This window comes from Apibacter adventoris (assembly GCF_002964965.1).
Taxonomy (GTDB): domain Bacteria; phylum Bacteroidota; class Bacteroidia; order Flavobacteriales; family Weeksellaceae; genus Apibacter; species Apibacter adventoris.
The window spans coordinates 19,893-36,027 of sequence record NZ_PSZN01000011.1 but is presented as its reverse complement, the minus strand read 5'-3'; the positions used below and the strand labels follow the sequence as shown (position 1 = coordinate 36,027).

The window sequence follows — 16,135 nt, the reverse complement described above, 5'->3', positions numbered from 1 at the left end:
TTTTGTTTTATCTTAATTTTTTTTATAGTTTTTTTCTTTAATTGCTTCCTCTCTAATGGCTTTAAGTCTATGCATTACATCATTTTGCCCTGTTCCAAAATAATCATGTAAAATTAAATATTCCTGATATAATTTGTCATATTTTATTGATCTATTTTCATGAGGTTTATATACATTAGGCACTTTATTTCCCATTGCATTTGAAGCCTCTTGCAAATTTTTATAACACCCTGCGGCTACTGCTCCGTATATTGCAGAACCTAAAGCTCCTACTAGGGAGGCATCTGAAATTGAAAGTGGAATTCGGGTAACATCACTGAGCATTTGCATTAAGAATTTGTTTTTTAATAAACCTCCTGCTGCAACAATTTCTTTAATTTCTACTCCGTTATTTTTAATTGTTTCAATGATCTTTCTAGCTCCAAATGCACAAGATTCTAATAATGCTCTGTAAATATCTTCAGCCCGGGTTATTAATGACTGTCCTAAAATAAGTCCGGAAAGATGTGCGTCTGATAAAATGGATCGATTACCATTATGCCAGTCTAATGCGATAAGTCCATGTTCTCCTATTTCCTGAGATGAGGCCTTTCTGGTTAGGTAATCATGAATATTTATTCCTTCTTTTTTAGCTTCTACTTCATATTCTTCGGGTACGCAATTTGATATAAACCAAGCAAATAAATCACCAAATGCTGACTGTCCTGCTTCAAAACACCATAACCCTTCATTAATTCCTTCATACACAATTCCCAACATACCCGGAACCTCTTTAAAATCTTCGGCATTCACTAAATAAACAGCTGAAGTTCCGATAATGGCTGTCATAATACCCGGTTCTACTGCTTTAATAGCTGCAGCGGTTACATGCGCATCTATATTACCTACAGCTACGGATATTCCGGGATTTAATCCTAACCATTCTGCCATTTTATCTGTTAACTCTCCGGCTTTTGAACCTAAAGGTTGTACAGGTCCACTCATTTTATCAATAAACATATTCCCAAATCCGGGCGCTACTGCTTCTAAATATTCAGAGCTTGGATATTGCCCATCCTGAAAATGTCTTTTAAATCCTGAGTCTCCACTGGCATATACTAATTTCCCTGTTAAAAGCCAAACAATCCAATCTGTTGCATCTACAAAATAGGCAGCTTTATCATATATTTCCCGATCTTCTTCAAAGGTTTCCAATACTTTAGGTAATGCCAATTCTGAAGATAGTAATCCTCCATAACGAGGTAACCACGATTCATTTCTTTTTTTTGCCACTTCTAGCAAACGTTTTGCTTGGCTATTCCCTCCATGGTGTTTCCACAATTTTGCATATGCATGTGGACGATTTTTGAATTGAGGATAATCACTTAATGAAGTACCTTTCTCATCTGTAGCTAAAACTGTTGAAGAGGTAAAATCAATCCCTATTCCTATAATATGACGTATTAATACTCCAGAATTTTCAATAGCCCCATGAACCGATTTGTGAAATGCTTCTAAGTAATCTGCAGGTACCTGTAGGGCAAAGTCCGGAGGCAAAGGTTCACCTTCACTAGCTGTAAGGTGAGTATCCATAACTCCATGCTTATACTCTACGGCTGCTGTTCCTTTTTCAAAGCCATCACTTACTCTAACAATTGTACTTCTTACTGAAAGAGTACCAAAGTCTACTCCTAATATATAACTATCTTTCTCCATTATTTTGTGTAGTTTTGTTTTGTGTTTATTTTCTTTCTTTTTTAGTTTTTAAAGAGATTTTTCTATTTTTCTCCGTCAAAAAACTTTTCCCAAGGCATATTAAGTGGTTTGTCATTAACTATAATATCATAAAGATGTCTTAATAAAGGGAAATCCGTTTCTTTTATTATTCCTCGTTTGGTTAAAGGTGCCATAGCTCCTCCAATTACTCTTATTGCTGCCACACCCTCCATAGTAACTCCTTTCATATGGACATCTCTTACTTCTGAAAATGGAATTCCTGCTCCTACATATCGACCTGCTTTCACATTTCTTCCTCCCATAGAGGTTACAAACATATCTCCTGAACCTACTAAGAGATGCTTAGGACTTAATACTTGGTTATCTGATAGTAATTGCATAAACTGTGTAAGTTCTACCTGCCCCTGAGCAAATACGGCCGAACCGTAATTGAATCTCACATAACGATCATTTTGCTCTCCATTTTTATCTCTGATACCTTCATTAAATCCTGCAGCAAAAGCATATATATTTTTTGTTGCAGCAGCTACTTCCATACCAACAATGTCAGTAGATGTCCAAACATGATAATAATCTGTACGGAACATATTAGCTAGTCTATTTAATGATGCTTGATCTTCTCCACAAAAAACTACACAAGTATCGTGATGTACTGCTACTTCTCCGGCTATAGAAGGACCTACAACTGCTGACCATGTAACAGAACGAACTAAATCTTCAGGAAAATACTTTTTAATCACTTCAGGAAGAATAACCAGATTTCCTTCTGAATCTGCTTGCATACCTTTTGTTATGGAAAATACCATCATTCCAGGTTTAACTACCTTTGCCAACTGCTCTCCTACCCAATCTACACCAAATGAATTCACTCCAGACATGGCTACATCTACTCCGTCAAAGGCTTCTTCTATTTGTTCTAATTGGTAAGCTTTTACACTTGAAGGTATTTTTAATCCTAAATTAGGATGAATTCCCGTTTTTTGTATTGAATCTATAATATCCCTATCTAAATGCGTACCTACTAAATGCACTTCATGTCCATTTTCAGCTAACGGAAATGTTAAGGCTGTCGCCATAATTCCTGATCCTATTATTGCTATTTTTGATTTTTCAGTATTTGCCATTTTATTCAATATTGTATTATTTTTTTTAATTCTAATATATTATTTAATCTTTATTATATAATTAAAACTCTATATACAAAAAATTTATTCACTTTCTGTTTGGTAATTATTATTTTACAAAAATAAAGAATTAAAAAATATTTTCAGGCTATATTATATAAAAATATATCATATATGAAAGAAATCATATATGCAAATATATAAATATAAAATACTAATTTACAGACATATAAATAAATTTATCCATATTTAATTAATATTTATTAATTATTTTTTCGAAATATATAATAAAATAAAAGAAATATAATTTACGATTTCAAAATATATAAAAATTATTTAATATTGTTTTTTTTATATATTTAATTTTATATATAATTTATAATTAACTACTATACTTTAATAAGTTAATTGGTTATTGTATATTATTGATTATTTATAAGTTATTATAACTTTTAAAATCATTTTCTTCTCAAAAAATTTAGTATTACATAAAAAAATGTATTTAAAGACTTTAATATTTAAGCTAAAAGTAAAAAGTAGATTTATCTAAAACATAATGATCAGCTATATAACTTTTTAACTTATTTGCATGATTTATAATATAGTGTTGAAAATCAGAACTTTTAGATTGATTTTTAAGAAAAATGTTTTTCTTGATACTGACTTATTTTGTACTTAGTAATATTCTTTTTTTTAAATTTCTACAATAGCAATTGAAGTTGTTTATAATTTTACGGATTCATCCATTTTTTTATAATAAACAACTTCAACACTATTTAAAATACTCTAAAGATACTAAATCATTAATTTTTAGTTCTTTTAATTATTTATTCTGCAAGTTTTTTTATATCCTCTAACTGTAGATATTTTTTGAATTCTGAATTGTAATGTTCGTGATGTTCTTGATTAGGATAGTAAATAGTTGAAATTTCCATGCCCATTTTTCTTTGTGCTTCTTCCAAATTTTCATATACACCAGCTACAACTGAAGCACACATAGCTACCCCTAAGGCACATGCTTCTCTAGTGGCGATTACTTTTATTGGCATTCCGATTACATCTGCCATTACTTGCATGACATAAGGTGATTTTTGTGAGATTCCTCCTACTGCAATAATTTCATTTAACTCTATTCCATTATCTATAAATCTATCAATTATATTTCTTGCACCATAGGCTGTAGCCTCAACTAGTGATTTATACACCAAAGGAGCTATACTTGATAGGGCTAGTCCGGTAATTGTTCCTTTTAAATCATAATCAACATTGGGAGATCTTCTTCCATTAATCCAATCTGTCGCTATAATTTGACTATCTTTAGGAGGTATAACTTTTGCTTGTCTTGCTAAATTAGGTATCATTTCTGCATAAACTTCATCTCTCAGTTTTTGTCGGGTCTCTGCATCTCCAATATTTGATTTTAACATAATATTGTCTAATGGCCACATTAACATTCTTTTAAACCATGCATATAAATCTCCAAATGCAGATTGCCCTGCTTCAAAGCCAGTCATTCCTGGAAGAATAATATCATCTGCTTGTTGAGGTATACCGGGTATTAATTTATTTCCTAATTTTTTAGGCCCTACAGTAATAGCACAGGTAGAAGTTCCTACAATTTCCACCATTGCTTTATCTTTAACACCTGCTCCAATTGCTCCTGCATGACAGTCTAAATTTCCTACTGCTATAATTACGTTTTTAGGCAGGCCTAATTTATTTGCCCATTGTTCTGTAATAGTACCAGCTGCCTGATCGCAAGTGAAAGCTTGTTTATTGAAAGTATTAACTAATCCATCTAGAGCAGGATCCATAGCTTTAAAAAATTCATTTGGCGGGTATCCTCCCCATTCTTTATTCCACATTACACGAGAACCTGCTATTCCCATTCCTCTTTTTAAATCCTCTGGCTTTGTAATACCACAAAGTATACCTGGTAACCAATCGCTTGATTCTACAAATGAATGAGCTGCTTGTCTTATCTCAGGAATTCTAAAGATATGCAAAGCTTTTGTCCAAAAATGTTCTGTTGAATAATCTCCACATCCTGCAGATTTTGTATAATCAATATGCCATTTTTTAGAAAAATCGTTTATATAATCATTGTCTTTCTGTCCTGTGTGATCTTTCCAAAGGACAAACATCGCATCCGGATTTTCTGAAAATTCAGGAAGTAGAGATAATGGAGTACCTTCCCTATTTACCGCTACAGGAGTAGATCCAGTCATATCTACACTGATAGCTTTAACTTTTTCAGCTGCTCCAGGCACTTTTTTTAACACATCAATTATTATATATTCTAATACTTCTAAATAATCTAATGGATGTTGTCTAAATTGAGATTTTACCGGATCGCAATATAATCCTTGTTTCCATCTGGGATATTCTTTTAGTGAAAGCGCTAATTCTTTACCAGATTCTGCATCCATTAAGATAGCTCTCCCAGAATCTGTTCCATAATCTAAACCGATTACTAAATTATTTGATAATTCCATTTTTTTGTTTTTTTTTAGTTTTATACTTTATAAATAGAGAAAAGAATAATTTAAATTATCTTTTTTCTTCTTTATACTATTTTTAACTATTTAGTTAGATCTTTAATTTTCTCTAACTGTTGGTATTTTTTATATTCAATATTATAATGTGAATGATTTTCTTCATTAGGATAATAAATGGTAGATATTCCCATTCCCATTTTTTCCTGAGCTTCTTCTAGTTTAGAGTATACTCCTGCTGTTACAGCTGCACACATTGCTACTCCTAAAGCACAAGCTTCTCTTGTAGCTATTACTTTAATAGGCATACCTAAAACATCTGAAAGCACTTGCATTACATAGGGTGATTTTTGCGAAATTCCTCCTACTGCTATAATTTCTTCTATTTCAATTCCATTATTAATAAATTGTTCAACTATAGCTCTTGAACCGTATGCGGTTGCTTCTACTATAGACTTATATAATAAAGGAGCAGAACTTGAAAGTGTTAAACCTGTAATCGTTCCTTTTAAGTCATAATCTACATTAGGGGTTCTTCTACCATTGATCCAGTCAGTAGCAACTATATGGCTATCTGTTGCAGGTATAACCTTTGCTTGTCTAGCTAACTCAGGAATCATTTTATCATATACTTCTTGTATAACTTTTTCTTTAGTAGCTCCATCTATATATTCGGTTTTGGCAAATATTTCTCGAAGCGGCCACATTAGAACTTTTTTAAACCATGCATAATAATCACCATATACGGATTGTCCTGCTTCATACCCTACCATTCCTGGAATTACTGAATCATCTGCTTGTCCTGAAATGCCTGAAATCAATGTATTTTCATTGCTCTTAGGTCCTACAATTATGTCACAAGTAGAGGTTCCTATAATTTGTACTATGGCTTTATTTTTTACCCCAGCACCAATACCTCCTGCATGAGCATCTATATTTCCTGCTGCTACTTTAACTTGGGTAGTAAGTCCTAATCTTTTTGCCCATTCTTCTGTTAAATTTCCTATAGGTTCTACGCAGGTATAGACTTTTTTAGAGAAAGTATCTACTATCCCGTCTAGAGCCGGATCTAATGACTTAAAGAAATCGTTAGGAGGGTAGCCTCCCCATTCTTTATTCCATAATACTTTAAACCCTGCTGTACAAATATTTCTTTTTAATTCTTCTGGTTTGTTAATTCCTACTATTACATTGGATAACCAATCGCAGGCATCAACAAAAGAGTATCCTACTTCCTTTACTTCAGGGTCAACTCTGAAAATATGTAAAGCTTTTGCCCAAAAATGCTCTGCTGAGTAATTACCCCCACCTCCACAATATCTTGTATAATCTGTATGCCATTTTTTAGAAAATTCATTAATCTGATCACAGTCTCTAACTCCTGTATGATCTTTCCATAGAATAAACATTCCATTAGGATTTTCTGCAAAATCGGATCTTAAAGCTAATGGCGTTCCTTCTTTATCTACTACTATTGGTGTTGAACAAGTAACATCTATAGCTAGTGCTTTTATTTTATTTTTCGAATCAGGTACTGTACGTACTACATCGTTTACAATATATTCTAGCACTTCTATATAATCTAACGGATGTTGTCTAAACTGAAAATTTACAGGATCACAGTATAAACCTTTTTTCCATCTTGGATATTCTTTTACTGATAGTGCTAATTCTTTTCCCGTTTCGGCATCCATCAGCATAGCTCTCGCCGAGTCTGTACCATAATCAATTCCTATAACCAAATTATTTGAAATTTTTTCCATTTTTTTTGCTTTATTTAGTTTTATTGTATGTGTTTATACTTATTTATTTGTCTATTTTATTTTTGTCCATAATAGGCATTAGCCCCATGTTTTCTTTCGTAATGCTTATTGATTAATGCATCTTTTAATTTAGGTGCTTTGGGATTTATTTGTCGTGTTAGATAGGCCATTTTAGCTACGTTTTCCAATACAGCACTATTATAAACTGCTTTTATGGCTGATTCCCCCCATGTAAATGGAGCATGGTTTCCTACTAAAACCATTTCCATTTCTTTATGATTTAATTTTTTTTCTTTTAAGATATTTAGTATTTGAAAACCTGTTTGATATTCATAATCTCCCTTTATCATCTCATCACTCATTGGTGGCGCACATGGTATGTCAGATGTAGTATGATCTGCATGTGTAGTCCCGAAAATAGGTATATCAAGTTGTGATTGCGCCCACGCTGTAGCATAGGTGCTGTGTGTATGAACTATAGAATTTACATCATTCCAATGTTGATAAAGAACTGCATGAGTTGGGGTATCAGAAGAAGGTCTTAAATTTCCTTCAATAACTTCTCCTTCAAAATCCACTATTACCATACTTTCAATAGTTAATTTATCATACGGAACTCCACTGGGTTTTATTGCAAATACACCTTCTTTATGATCTGCCACGCTAACATTTCCCCAAGTAAATAATACTAAGTTTAGTTTGGGAAGTAATAAATTTCCTTCGTATGCTTCTTCTTTTATATAGCTATATTTTCCCATTTTTTTCTATTTTAAGTGTGAATATTCTATTAAATTACCTAGTGTTTCAATACTAGGCAAAATGATGTCTAATTCAGGATCTGCTTTTTTTGCATCATCTAAGGTTGCTTCTCCTGTAAGGACCAAAACACCAAAAGCTCCTGCATTGTGAGCCATCATCATATCTGTATAAATACGATCTCCTACCATGGCTACTTCTTCTGGTTTTAATTTTTTTGAAGTTAAAATTCCATCTAGCATTTCTTTTTGCGGCTTTCCTAAAACAATATCTGGCTTACGTCCTGTAGCTGTCTCAATACATGAATAAATTGAAGCACAATCTACTAAAACAACGGGCTGGTCGGTAGGACATACTCTATCCGGGTTTGTTGCTACATATAAAATATTCTGTTTTGCCCACCAGGAAGCTCTACATAATCTCTCGTAAGTCAATGTCATATCAAAAGCTACAACTAATGCATCAGGTATATCTTCTGCAGAATCTTCTGTTGAAATATATCCGGCTTTTTCAAATTGTTTAATCATACTTGGAGTACCTAGTATAAATAATCTTTTTGCTTCCGGATAGTTATTTTTCAAATAATCAATCGTAGCCACTGCTGAAGAATACATTTCTTCTTCTGTAGCTGAAATCCCCAAATTTTCTAGTTTTTTCAGATAATCTTCAATACTTTTTGAAGGATTATTAGTGAGAAAAGAATAGCTTATGCCTAATTCTTTCAGTTTGTTTAGAAAACTAATTGTAAATGGAAATAAAGTAGTTCCATTATATATGGTTCCATCCATATCTAATGCTACATGCTTTATCTTTTTTATTTTATTTAAAAGTTCTGGGGAAATTTGACTATTATCTGTAATATGATTTTTCATATTTTTTGATTTTCAATAAAAAAACCACACCTATATAAGCTAAAAAATAATTATAATATAAGTGTGGTATAATTAAATATTAACCTTTTAAAACTCCATTTTCTCCAAATAATTCTTCAATCCATTGATCAAAATATCCTGCTCTATAGGCAAAATCTAAAATCGTATATCTGCTTCGGATTTTATGTGCTCGGTAAAAACTATCTTTTAATCTTTTTCTAGTTATTCCGATTTGTTCTGGTTCTACAGGAGCTCCTACTGCTGATAAACGTTTTTTAGTTTCTTCAAAAGGAATTACTTGTTTTCTAAGCTTATCTTTTAATACAGACCAGTTAGATTTAATTTTATTTAATTGTTCTCTCAATTCTTCTTTGGTTACATACTTATCTGAAGTTTGAGTAGTTGCAAACGGATGTATATCTGTTCCACCGAACATTTCATCAATTTCTTTTAATTGTACTTCTAATGAAGGCCATTTTTCAACTGCAGCCTCAACGTCTAATTGTTCTATTGGAGTTTTAAGCATTACTTCATACATAGCAGTTATTGCTAAAGTTCCAATCCCTACTTTAAACCCATGTGAAGGGGCTTGTTCATCTTGGTTAGGATACAATCCAAATTTTTTAGCCATCTCTCCTTTAAAAGTATGATGTTCCATATCCCAAAGGTGGCTAAATTGATGTTCTGATCCTGATGCCGGACGGCTTACTCCTGCTCCCCATGATTCCATAGATTGCATCGCAAAACCGCCTAACATTAACCCTTCAGTTAATAATTCTATAGCTTTATGATCTCCATTTTTAGCTCCTACAGGATCTTGTAAAGATTCTGCTAATCCATCCTGTACAATATTCCATGCACTTGTGATTGGTTCTATACCTTTTTTAGGTTTGTTTGGATCTGCTAATTCAGCTGCAAGAAGCCAATCTGCACCTGAAACTACTTTTGCATATAAGTCTGCATACCCAGAGGCAGTCATTAATGATGGAGCTTTTGATATAATATCAATATCTGCAACTAATGCTTGTGGAGCTTCACATGCATGAGTTATTTTTGCACCTTTATTAGTGATAGATGCTCCAGCAGAAGAATATCCGTCCATAGATGCTGCAGTAGCTACGCACATGTAAGGGCGTTTTAATTCTGAACTAGCTCTTTTAGTTAAATCATTGATAACACCAGATCCTACTGCTATGGGAGTAACATCTTTATCTCTTAAATAATCTCTTATTTGTTCAACAAAAATATAATCCGCATATAAATTAGGATCATCTAAAATATAGGGTTCTACACCTTCTAAATTTGCATTTTTTAAGGCTTCATGTACTTCTTTCCCTGCAACTCTGTAGGTATTAGGATCTGCTATAATAATAGCTTTTTTACCTGGAAACTGATCTTTAAATATATTAGGTACTTTATTTAAAATACCTGAACCTATTTCCAAAAACTTTGTTTCTGTCGCTTGTTTGAGGGCAGAAGCTATACTTTCTTTTGACATATTAATTTTTTAAATGTTTATTCTATATTTTAGTTCATTAAATAAAATAAATTATAATTTTTTAGCATCTTCTATAAATTGTGCTAAACCATTATCTGTTAATGGGTGTTTAAGTAGATTTAATATTGGTGCTAATGGTGATGTTATCACATCTGCCCCAATTTTAGCACAATTTATAATATGCATAGGCGATCTTATAGAAGCGGCTAATATTTCTGTCTTATAACCATAATTATCATAAATAGTTCTAATTTCTTCAATAAGATTTAACCCATCAGTAGAAATATCATCTAACCTACCGATAAATGGTGAAACATATGTAGCACCCGCTTTAGCTGCCAAAATAGCCTGACCTGAAGAAAATACAAGAGTACAATTTGTTTTTATTCCTTTGCTTGAAAAATATTTAATTGCTCTTACTCCATCATAAATCATAGGAACTTTAACTGTAATTTGTTTATCTATTTTAGCTAGTTCCTCTCCTTCTCTGATTATACCTTCGTAATCTGTTGAAAGTACCTCTGCACTCACATCTCCATCTACTATATTGCATATAGCTTTATAATGTGCATGAATATTTTCTTTACCGGTAATACCAACCTTTGCCATTATAGAGGGGTTAGTAGTAACCCCATCTAATACTCCTAATTCTTGAGCTTTCTTAATCTGCTCTAAATCTGCAGTGTCTATAAAAAATTTCATCCTTAGATATTTTAATTTGTTTTTTGTTTTGAATATATATTTATATTCTAAATTTTATTATTTAATTCTTATTTTATAAAATAATCTTGAACACTTAAATATATGGCTGCAGCTATTAACCCTCCAATCATAGGTGCAATAGAAGCATATATTATTCCGTACCCCCACTCACTATTACCTTTTCCTTTTATTGGCAATATCTGATGTACTAATCTAGGCATTAAATCTCTAGCAGGATTTAAAGACCAACCTGTTACCCCTCCATAAGCCATACCTATAGCAAAAATCATAAATCCGGAAGGCAAAGCGCCTAAAGATCCAAATCCTACCATGTGGCTTACATTTTTTACTTGAGCATTTACCACAACTTCTCCACCATGGTTAGCCCCCATTGCTAATCCTATAAAAACAAGGAAACAAGTTGCTATTGTTTCTGCAGAAAAATTGAAAACTCCGTTATTCTTTCTAATTGAAGCACTTGTAGCGAATACTCCTAATAGTTTTCCTGGGTCGTCAGAAGTGGCATCAAAATGTCCTTTATATACAAATGACACTACTATAGCTCCTAAAAAACAACCTATAAATTGTGCTACGATGTAGGGTAATAAAAATTTAGCATCTAAAACTCCTGCTGCCCATTGACCCACTGTTACAGCCGGATTAAAATGCCCCCCTGTATCGAAAGGAGAAGATACAATTACTGCCATTGCTACAGCAAAACCCCAAGATAGTGGTCCGCTTATCGCTGCTTTGTTTCCTTCGCCATAGGATTTGTTGAGATTAAGATTCATATTTATTCCACACCCTAAGGCTATTAAAGTGAATGAGCCTAATAACTCTCCTACAAACTTTGTTGTTACATCCATAATTTTAATTTTTTGGTTTTAGTTTAAAATGTTATTTAATTTTCAATAAAGCAAATATATTTACCAAATCGAAACTATACAATGGGTAAACTGTATTTTTTTTATGATAAATGACATGTTTGATAAGATAACATAAGAGAACAACATCAAAAACATAGATTAAATTATTGAAAAACAAATAGTTATATATATATTTGCAAGTTTCTATAACGAAACTTTACATCTACTATAATTTATCTTTATAATGTTTCAATTTTTAGGATAAAATTAATTATTTATTTTTGCATTTCATTATCACTTTAAATAAAAAGTAATTTTTAAATGAAAAATAATAACATAAATAATATCCGTCAACAAAAAATTTTAGATGAATTAAATGTAAATCATTATGTTTCAGTTGCCGATTTATGTAAAAAATTAACTGTTTCAGCAGTAACCATTCGTAAAGATTTAAATCATTTAGAAAAAATAGGAAAATTATATAGAACTCATGGTGGTGCAACGCGTGAATCTTTTATTATTGGTGAAAGAAATGTGAATAAAAAAGAAACAATTAATGTAGAACAAAAAACAAAAATTGCAAATACTGCACTAAATTTTATTAAAAATAATGATTTTATTATAATATCTTCCGGTACTACCACTCAAAATATAGCTCAAATCATCGGAAATCATTATGAGAAACTCACTATTTTAACTTCTTCACTTAAATCTGCCACTCTATTATATGGCAATCCTAATTTGGATGTAATCCAACTAGGAGGTGATGTTCGAACAAAATCTGGTTCAGTTATGGGACCATATGCAGAACTTATGATTACTAATTATTCTTGTAATAAACTTTTTTTAGGGGCTGATGGAATTGATTTTGAGTTTGGCTTATCTACTTCCAGTACCTTGGAAGCAAAAATGAATCAATTAATGATCCGCAATTCAGAAAAGGTAATTGTTGTTGCGGATTCATCAAAAATAGGAAAACGCGGTTTTGGCAAGATTACTGATTTAGACAAAATCCATGTTTTAATTACCGATGATGGAATTTCTTCTATATACTATAAAAAACTGGAAGATTTGGGAATTGAAGTTGTGATTGCTAAATAATTTCATTTAAGGTTTTCATGAAAAAAATTATCTTTTTCGATAATTGAATTATTAGAATTTTCAATTAAATAATTCCCTATTTTCTCACGTCGTAATTGGGTTAAATATCCTCCTACCCCTAACTTATTACCAAAATCATGAGCGATTGACCGTATATATGTCCCTTTACTGCAATGTATTGAAAAATGAATGAAAGGTAGCTCTATACGATGTATTTTAAAATCATATATTGAGATTTTTCTATAGGGTATATCAATTTGTTCTCCTTTTCTGGCAATTTCATATAACCTCTTTCCTTCTTTTTTTAATGCAGAAAAAACAGGCGGTTTTTGCCAAATATCTTCCCCTATAAAATATTGTATATTTTCATTTATTTGTTTTTCAGTTAAATGATTAATGCTTTTATGATTAAATTCTTCTGTTTCGGTATCAAAAGATGGAGTTTGTACACCTAATTTTATTGTACCTGTATACATTTTTGATGCATCTTGTATTTCTTGTATCTTTTTGGTTGCTTTGCCTACACAAACAATTAACAGCCCTGTAGCTTTAGGGTCTAAAGTTCCCGCATGTCCTACTTTAATTTTTTTTAGTTTAAAATGCTTTTTTATTCTCCATTTTATTTTATTAACGATATCAAATGAAGTCCAATCTAAAGGTTTATCTATTAAAAAAATTTTACCATCTTCAATTTCTTTCAAGGAATACATAATATTTATTATATTTAAAATAAATCAACAATATTGTTTTTTAAGTAGTGTAAAGTTTTCACATGCAAAACTAGGGAAAATATCGTATTTTTGCAGAAAGCAAATCAACCTTGTTGCTTTCATTTTTAATGAAAGAGGAAAGTCCGGACACCATAGGATATCACAGCGGGTAACGCCCGTCCACTGTAAAGTGAGGACAAGTGCAACAGAAAGCAAGTACAGTTAGGCTGTAGTGAAATCAGGTAAACTCTGTGAGGTGCAATGCTATGTATACCGACTTATAAGGGTTATCCGTCCGATGTCGGGGGGTAAGCAGTTTGAAGTAAGAAGTAATTCTTATTCTAGATAAATAACAGGGCTTTTTCAGAACTGAAAAATGACAGAATCCGGCTTATTGATTTGCTTTTTTCATTTACTATATATAGATTAAGGAATTATGGGTATGCAAACTACTATTATTCATAAAATAATTTAACCGGAATTGTATGCAACTTAATTCCAGATTATTAAATTTTTTTTAATTAACACTAAGTTATATAAATACAAATTACCATCAAGTTATAATGAAACTGTTTATAGCTATTATTTATTTCCATTATAACTTCAAATAGTAATGTTTTGAACAAAATGTTAAAATATTTTTTTATAAATTAAAAAAAGTCTTTTTTTCTTTTCATTTTTGTAACTTTTATAAAACAAATACAATGAACTGGATTATTTTGGTTATCGCAGGCCTTTTTGAGGTTGGTTTTACAACTTGTTTAGGTAAAGTTAAAGAAGTTAACGGTATTGAAAAATATTATTGGTTTTTCGGATTTTTACTTTGTCTTACTATGAGTATGTTACTTCTAATTAAGGCCTCACAAAATTTGCCTTTGGGCACTTCTTATGCTGTATGGACCGGAATTGGAGCGGTTGGTACAGTACTTATAGGAATTTTCGTTTTTAAAGATCCTGCTAATTTTTGGAGAATATTTTTTATAACTACTTTAATTGGTTCCATTATTGGTTTGAAAGCGGTATCTCAAAATTAATTATTTTATTTTTTTTATATTAAGTTTTTACAAAAATCCAACTTCAGTACTGATTTTTTCTTGATATTTGCATCTTAAATTTTCAACATCAAATGAAAATAAAATACTACGATTTAATACAACAAACTTTTGATTTTCCACAACCTGAATTTAAAGTGGAAGAAGGTAAACTTTTTTTTCATGACATTCCTTTAATGGATTTAATTGAAAAATTTGGTACACCTTTCAAATTTAATTACCTGCCCAAGATATCTCAAAACATACAGCAAACGAAACGTTGGTTTAAAAAAGCTTTTAAGGAAAATAATTATAAAAATAATTACAGGTATTGTTATTGTACCAAATCAAGTCATTTTTCATTTGTATTAGAAGAAGTTCTTAAAAATAAAATTAGCTTAGAAACTTCTTTTTCTAATGATATGGAAATTATTAGAAAAATATATAAAAAGGGATTGGTGAAGCAGGATATTGAAGTAATATGTAACGGTTTTAAAACAGATGAATACTTACGGACTATTTCAGAAATGATAAATGGTGGTTTTTCGAATATTATTCCTGTTTTAGATAATTTCAGAGAACTAGATTTACTTTCTGATAGTATTGATACTACCTTTAATGTAGGAATACGTATAGCATCTGAAGAAGAACCTAAATTTGAATTTTATACTTCTCGTTTAGGAATAGGCTATAGAGATATTGTTCCATTTTATGCTCAAAAAATTCAGAATCATCCTCATGCAAGGTTAAAGATGCTTCATTTTTTCATCAATACTGGAATTAAAGATACGTCTTATTATTGGAATGAATTATACAAATGTCTAAGGGTTTATGCTCGTCTTAAAAAATTAGCTCCGGAAGTAGATTCTTTAAATATTGGAGGAGGATTTCCAATTAAAACTTCCTTAAATTTTGAATATGATTATTATTATATGATTAATGAGATTACCTATCAAATTAAAAAATTCTGTGAGGAAGAAGGAGTAGAAGAACCCACTATATATACTGAATTTGGTTCATATACTGTCGGAGAAAGCGGTGGTATAATATATAAAATACTCAATCAAAAAAGACAAAATGATCGAGAAAAATGGAATATGATAAATAGTTCGTTTATGACTACTCTACCTGATTCTTGGGCTATTTCCAGAAGATTTCTAATGCTCCCAATCAATCGTTGGGAAGATTCTTATGAAAGAGTTTTTTTGGGAGGACTAACATGTGATAGTGATGACTATTACAATTCTGAACAGCATGTAAATGCTATATATTTACCTATCTATAGTGAAGATAAGCCTTTATATATTGGTTTTTTTAATACTGGAGCCTACCAAGATTCCATTAGCGGTTTCGGTGGTATACACCATTGTTTGGTACCTCAACCCAAACATATTCTTATTGATAAGAATAAAGAAGGTGAATTTAGTTATAAAATTTTCAGAGAGGAACAGACTTATAAAGAAATTTTAGATATTTTAGGTTATTAAACATTTGTTTTTTT

Annotated in this window: 13 protein-coding genes and 1 other RNA gene; 4 read left to right on the top strand and 10 right to left on the bottom strand. The window is 31.3% G+C overall.

Going from position 1 to position 16,135, the window contains the following annotated elements; all coding sequences use genetic code 11:
- Positions 1-12 precede the first annotated feature (12 nt).
- The 9 genes from C4S76_RS05795 to C4S76_RS05755 all read right to left on the bottom strand — a co-directional run bounded on the left by C4S76_RS05795 (position 13) and on the right by C4S76_RS05755 (position 11,792).
- Positions 13-1,695 (bottom strand): ribulokinase, encoded by a 1,683-nt coding sequence (locus tag C4S76_RS05795; RefSeq protein ID WP_105193536.1) that lies wholly within the window; start codon positions 1,693-1,695, stop codon positions 13-15.
- A 62-nt stretch (positions 1,696-1,757) separates the two neighbouring features.
- Positions 1,758-2,840: an NAD(P)H-dependent glycerol-3-phosphate dehydrogenase gene (locus tag C4S76_RS05790; protein WP_105193535.1), complete on the bottom strand. Its 1,083-nt coding sequence runs from the start codon at positions 2,838-2,840 to the stop codon at positions 1,758-1,760.
- 827 nt (positions 2,841-3,667) lie between these two features.
- Entirely contained in the window at positions 3,668-5,335 is a 1,668-nt protein-coding gene (locus C4S76_RS05785) for a ribulokinase (RefSeq protein ID WP_105193534.1), read from the bottom strand.
- An 86-nt stretch (positions 5,336-5,421) separates the two neighbouring features.
- Positions 5,422-7,098: a ribulokinase gene (locus tag C4S76_RS05780; protein WP_105193533.1), complete on the bottom strand. Its 1,677-nt coding sequence runs from the start codon at positions 7,096-7,098 to the stop codon at positions 5,422-5,424.
- A gap of 56 nt (positions 7,099-7,154) precedes the next feature.
- Positions 7,155-7,856: an L-ribulose-5-phosphate 4-epimerase AraD gene (araD, locus tag C4S76_RS05775; protein ID WP_105193532.1), complete on the bottom strand. Its 702-nt coding sequence runs from the start codon at positions 7,854-7,856 to the stop codon at positions 7,155-7,157.
- 6 nt (positions 7,857-7,862) lie between these two features.
- Positions 7,863-8,726, bottom strand: a complete 864-nt coding sequence (locus C4S76_RS05770) for an HAD-IIA family hydrolase (protein ID WP_105193531.1) — start codon at positions 8,724-8,726, stop codon at positions 7,863-7,865.
- Positions 8,727-8,805: 79 nt separating this feature from the next.
- Positions 8,806-10,224: a sn-glycerol-1-phosphate dehydrogenase gene (locus tag C4S76_RS05765; RefSeq protein WP_105193530.1), complete on the bottom strand. Its 1,419-nt coding sequence runs from the start codon at positions 10,222-10,224 to the stop codon at positions 8,806-8,808.
- 51 nt (positions 10,225-10,275) lie between these two features.
- The gene (gene fsa / locus C4S76_RS05760; protein ID WP_105193529.1) at positions 10,276-10,926 is read right to left on the bottom strand and encodes a fructose-6-phosphate aldolase; all 651 of its coding nucleotides are present in this window, start codon (positions 10,924-10,926) and stop codon (positions 10,276-10,278) included.
- Between the two features lie 68 nt (positions 10,927-10,994).
- Entirely contained in the window at positions 10,995-11,792 is a 798-nt protein-coding gene (locus tag C4S76_RS05755; protein WP_105193528.1) for an MIP/aquaporin family protein, read from the bottom strand.
- Positions 11,793-12,113: 321 nt separating this feature from the next.
- Here C4S76_RS05755 and C4S76_RS05750 point away from each other — a divergent pair, with 321 nt between their 5' ends.
- On the top strand, positions 12,114-12,893 hold the full coding sequence (locus tag C4S76_RS05750; protein ID WP_105193527.1) for a DeoR/GlpR family DNA-binding transcription regulator: 780 nt from the start codon (positions 12,114-12,116) through the stop codon (positions 12,891-12,893).
- 2 nt (positions 12,894-12,895) lie between these two features.
- On the opposite strand, the gene truB is transcribed toward C4S76_RS05750, so the two are convergent.
- Positions 12,896-13,603 (bottom strand): tRNA pseudouridine(55) synthase TruB, encoded by a 708-nt coding sequence (truB, locus tag C4S76_RS05745; protein ID WP_105193526.1) that lies wholly within the window; start codon positions 13,601-13,603, stop codon positions 12,896-12,898.
- 96 nt (positions 13,604-13,699) lie between these two features.
- Here truB and rnpB point away from each other — a divergent pair.
- The 3 genes from rnpB (at position 13,700) to C4S76_RS05730 (ending at position 16,121) form a co-directional block, all read left to right on the top strand.
- Positions 13,700-14,013: RNase P RNA component class A (gene rnpB, locus C4S76_RS05740), an RNA gene on the top strand.
- A gap of 294 nt (positions 14,014-14,307) precedes the next feature.
- Entirely contained in the window at positions 14,308-14,637 is a 330-nt protein-coding gene (locus C4S76_RS05735; protein WP_105193525.1) for a DMT family transporter, read from the top strand.
- Between the two features lie 92 nt (positions 14,638-14,729).
- On the top strand, positions 14,730-16,121 hold the full coding sequence (locus C4S76_RS05730; RefSeq protein WP_105193524.1) for a type III PLP-dependent enzyme domain-containing protein: 1,392 nt from the start codon (positions 14,730-14,732) through the stop codon (positions 16,119-16,121).
- Positions 16,122-16,135: the final 14 nt, after the last annotated feature.

Coding starts and splice junctions, on each gene's coding strand:
- araD (WP_105193532.1), bottom strand. CDS start 7,856: ATGGGAAAATATAGCTATATAAAAGAAGAAGCATACGAAGGAAATTTA.
- C4S76_RS05790 (WP_105193535.1), bottom strand. CDS start 2,840: ATGGCAAATACTGAAAAATCAAAAATAGCAATAATAGGATCAGGAATT.
- C4S76_RS05795 (WP_105193536.1), bottom strand. CDS start 1,695: ATGGAGAAAGATAGTTATATATTAGGAGTAGACTTTGGTACTCTTTCA.
- C4S76_RS05785 (WP_105193534.1), bottom strand. CDS start 5,335: ATGGAATTATCAAATAATTTAGTAATCGGTTTAGATTATGGAACAGAT.
- C4S76_RS05730 (WP_105193524.1), top strand. CDS start 14,730: ATGAAAATAAAATACTACGATTTAATACAACAAACTTTTGATTTTCCA.
- C4S76_RS05770 (WP_105193531.1), bottom strand. CDS start 8,726: ATGAAAAATCATATTACAGATAATAGTCAAATTTCCCCAGAACTTTTA.
- C4S76_RS05780 (WP_105193533.1), bottom strand. CDS start 7,098: ATGGAAAAAATTTCAAATAATTTGGTTATAGGAATTGATTATGGTACA.
- truB (WP_105193526.1), bottom strand. CDS start 13,603: ATGTATTCCTTGAAAGAAATTGAAGATGGTAAAATTTTTTTAATAGAT.
- C4S76_RS05755 (WP_105193528.1), bottom strand. CDS start 11,792: ATGGATGTAACAACAAAGTTTGTAGGAGAGTTATTAGGCTCATTCACT.
- C4S76_RS05765 (WP_105193530.1), bottom strand. CDS start 10,224: ATGTCAAAAGAAAGTATAGCTTCTGCCCTCAAACAAGCGACAGAAACA.
- C4S76_RS05735 (WP_105193525.1), top strand. CDS start 14,308: ATGAACTGGATTATTTTGGTTATCGCAGGCCTTTTTGAGGTTGGTTTT.
- C4S76_RS05750 (WP_105193527.1), top strand. CDS start 12,114: ATGAAAAATAATAACATAAATAATATCCGTCAACAAAAAATTTTAGAT.
- fsa (WP_105193529.1), bottom strand. CDS start 10,926: ATGAAATTTTTTATAGACACTGCAGATTTAGAGCAGATTAAGAAAGCT.